Below are 1658 nucleotides of genomic sequence, written 5' to 3' on the forward strand. Positions count from 1 at the left end.
ACACGATCTGCAGCGCGGTGAACGGGGCACCCCCGGCGATGCCGGTCAGCGCCGCGAACAGGACCCTCGCGACGAAACCCAGCGCCGTGGAGACCTGGAAGCGGGTGAAGCTGACGATGTTCGCATACACGCCGCGGCCCTCGCGGACCGCGGCGACGATGGTGGCGAAGTTGTCGTCGGTGAGGACCATCGTCGCGGCTTCCTTGGTTACCTCCGTGCCGGTCAATCCCATCGCGACACCGATGTCGGCCTTGCGCAGCGCGGGGGCGTCGTTGACGCCGTCGCCGGTCATCGCGACCACGTCGCCGCGGTCCTGCAACACCCGCACGATCCGCATCTTGTGGCTGGGTGAGACCCGTGCGATCACCCCGATGTCGTCCAGCCGGCGGGCGAGGAGGACGTCGTCGTCGATCGCGTCTAGGTCGGCCCCGGTCACCGCCTGCCCGGGGATGCCGAGTTCCCCGGCGATGGCCGCGGCCGTGACGGCGTGGTCGCCGGTGATCATCCGCACCCGGATGCCGGCGCTGCGGCACTCGGCGATGGCCTGGCGCGCCTCGGGACGCGGCGGATCGACGATACCGACGAGGGCGACGAGCACCACCCGGTCGAGCATGTCCTTCGGGTCTTCCACGGGGTCGAATCCCGCGGCCGGGAAGTCCTCCACGCCGATGGCCATCACCCGCATGCCCTGCGCGGCCAGTTCCCCGTTGACCCGCTCGTATCTGGCCTGTGCGGCGGCGTCGAATGCCACGATGGCGGACTCGCCCAGATAGCGGTCGGCGCGGGCGGATAGCACGTCCGGGGCGCCCTTGACGAAGCAGCGCACCACCTCCTCGTCCTGGTCGTCGGTCCAGTGGTGGAAGGTGGCCATGAACTTGTAGTCGGAGTCGAACGGGATCTCCAGGACCCGGGGACGTTCCGCGCGTAGTGCCGCGACGTCGATGCCGCCCTTTTCCGCGAGGACCACCAGGGCGCCTTCGGTGGGGTCGCCGACCACGTCGCCGTCGCGCAGCACCGCGTCGCTGCATAACGCCATGGCGAGCAGCGCGTGGTTGAGCGTGTCCGGCAGCGGTGACCCGTCGGTCGTGCGGATCCGTCCGTCGGTCGCGTAGCCCTGGCCGGATGCTGTGAAGCGGCGGCCGGCGAGCAGCATCTCCCGGGCGGTCATCTGGTTGAGCGTCAGTGTGCCCGTCTTGTCGGTGCAGATCTGCGTGGTGCTGCCCAGCGTTTCCACCGACGCCAGCCGCTTCACGATGGCGCCCCGCCGGGCCAGCCGGCCGGTGCCCATGGCCAGCGTGAACGCGACCACTGCGGGCAGTCCTTCAGGGATGGCCGCGACAGCGAGCGAGACTGCGGTGACGAACAGGGCGCTGAACTGTTGCCCGCGTACCAGCCCGAGGATGAACACGACGGCGATGACGACCGCGGCGATGATCGCGAGTGTGCGGCTCAACGCGTCGATCTGACGTTGTAACGGGCTCTGCCCGGCCTGCGCGCCGTGCAGCATGTCTGCGATGCGACCCATTTCGGTCCGCATGCCCGTCGCGGTGACCAGCACCTCGCCGCGACCCCGGGTGACCGCCGTGTTCATGTAGACGGTGTTCACCCGGTCTCCGAGGGCGGCAGCCTCGTCGACCTCGACCGGCGTCGATTTGACC

1 protein-coding gene is annotated in these 1658 nt (G+C 69.7%); it reads right to left on the reverse strand.

The window, feature by feature from the left end:
* Nucleotides 1–1658: HAD-IC family P-type ATPase (locus KBX08_RS33155; RefSeq protein ID WP_210787697.1), on the reverse strand; the 1658-nt coding region annotated here is incomplete at both ends.

The organism is Micromonospora sp. H61 (assembly GCF_018070325.1).
GTDB lineage: Bacteria > Actinomycetota > Actinomycetes > Mycobacteriales > Micromonosporaceae > Micromonospora > Micromonospora salmantinae.